Source organism: Actinomadura soli, from assembly GCF_005889715.1.
Lineage (GTDB): Bacteria > Actinomycetota > Actinomycetes > Streptosporangiales > Streptosporangiaceae > Spirillospora > Spirillospora soli.
In genome coordinates this window covers 1-1,975 of sequence record NZ_VCKW01000526.1, presented here as the reverse complement: position 1 = coordinate 1,975, position 1,975 = coordinate 1, and the positions used below count along the sequence as shown (strand labels likewise).

Below are 1,975 nucleotides of genomic sequence, written 5' to 3'. Positions count from 1 at the left end.
GCCGACATCACCTCATGGGAGAGCCACGGGTCGATCAGGCCGCATGATCTCGGTGCTGGCAGGGTGTCGGTCGAGCCGTCGGCGGGTGACCACTGAGACATCACCGACCCCCTTGAGGTCTGAAGTTAGACGGTGGCCCCGCCGGCCGCTGGGCTTGCAGCCGGCTGGTGAGGTGTTGCGCCGCGAGCGCTTCCATGAGGGTGCCGCGCAGGCTCTTGGCTCGAACTTCGGTGACCTTCAGGGAGGGCTTGGTGCGGATCACGTGCGGGATCGACTGGTCGGAACGGCATCACGACGTCGCGCTCATGGACGAGGCGGGGCAGGTCGTCGGGCGAGCACGGATCGGCGATGACCTCGCCGGATTCACCCAGCTGATCGAGCTGCTGGCCGAGCAGACCGGGCAGGAAGAACCGACTAGGATCGACATCGCAATCGAGACTGACAAGGGGCTGCTGGTCGCCTCTCTGGTCGCCGCCGGCTTCAGGGTGTTTGCGATCAACCCGCGGGCGGTGGCTCGCTATCGAGAACGCCACGGCCAGGCGGGCGGCAAGTCCGACCCGGGCGATGCTGCTGTCCTGGCCGACATCCTGCGCATCGATCGGCATCGACACCGCAGCCTTCCAGCCGACACTGCGCTGGTGCGGGGGATCAAGGCGGTCGCCCGGCAACACAAGGAGGCGATCTGGGCCCGCCAGCAGACCGTCAGTCGCCTGCGTTCCCTCCTCCGCGACTTCTACCCGGCTGCGCTGCAAGCCTTCCCGATCCTGACCCACGCGGCCGCGTTGACCGTGCTCAGGGCCGCCCCGACCCCGAAGGCCGCGGCACGCCTCACTCCTGCCCGCGTCGCCACGCTGCTGCGCCGAGCCGGCCGACGCAATGACCCCGGCCTGGCCGAACGAGTCGCATCCCAGCTGCGCCAGGACGCCATGCGCCAGCCTGCCGAGGTCGAGCAAGCCCTGGGCGTGGCGGCCGCCGGACTCCTCGACATCATCACCGCCATGACCAGCGCAATCAAAGCCTTGGAAGAGCAGCTCAGCGACTTCTTCGCCCGCCACCGGCAGGCCGAGATCATCACCAGCATCCCCGGACTCGGCACGGTCCTGGGCGCCCGCATCCTCGGCGAGATCGGCGACGACCCCGCACGCTTCTCCGATATCGCGGGCCTGCGCGGATTCGCCGGAACCGCGCCGATCACCCGCGCCTCCGGCAAATCCAAGATCGTCTCAGCCCGCCACATCCGCAACGACCGTCTCGCCGACGCCTGCCACTGGTGGGCCTTCGCCGCCATCACCAAATCCCTCGGAGCCCGCGCCCACTACGACCGGCGACGAGCCGCAGGTGATACCCACAACGCCGCCCTCCGCAACTTGGCCAACAAGCTGATCGCCAAACTCTGGCACTGCCTCCACAACAACGTCCCCTACAACGAGACGACCGCCTGGCCCACCCCTCCAGCGCACGCCTCGCCGCAGGCCGCTTGACAACCCACCCGCGTGAGGTGTCTACGTCGCCACCGCTGCGGGCTGGGTGTACGCCGCGTTCGTCCAGGATCTGTACTCCCGGCGCATCGTTGGCTGGCAGGTCGCCGACCATCTCGGCACCGACCTGCCGCTCGACGCCCTGGAAATGGCGATCTGGGCGCGGGGAGGTGTCGTCGGTGACCTCGTTCACCATTCTGACAGAGGCGTTCAATATACTTCTATCCGCTACGCCGGGCGGCTCGACCAGATCGGTGCCGCGCGTTCCGTGGGCAGCAAGGGCGACTCGTATGACAATGCTGCCGCGGAGTCACTCAACAGTCTCTACAAGAAGGAGCTCATCGATTTCCATGGCGACTGGAAAGGCGTCATGGATGTGACGATGGCCACCATGGAATGGGTTGCTTGGTACAATTCTGAAAGGCTACATTCTTACTGCGGGAACGTCCCTCCGGCCGAGTACGAGGAGACGTTCCACCGATCGCCCGCCGGCACTG

The 1,975-nt window shown here is 66.9% G+C and carries 2 protein-coding genes; both read left to right on the top strand.

Translation table 11 applies throughout. From position 1 onward, the window contains the following. Nucleotides 1-251: 251 nt before the first annotated feature. Entirely contained in the window at nt 252-1,481 is a 1,230-nt protein-coding gene (locus ETD83_RS41525; protein WP_138650718.1) for an IS110 family RNA-guided transposase, read from the top strand. A gap of 46 nt (nt 1,482-1,527) precedes the next feature. Beyond that, on the top strand, nt 1,528-1,975 hold a 448-nt coding region (locus ETD83_RS41520), incomplete at its 3' end, for a DDE-type integrase/transposase/recombinase (RefSeq protein ID WP_138650717.1).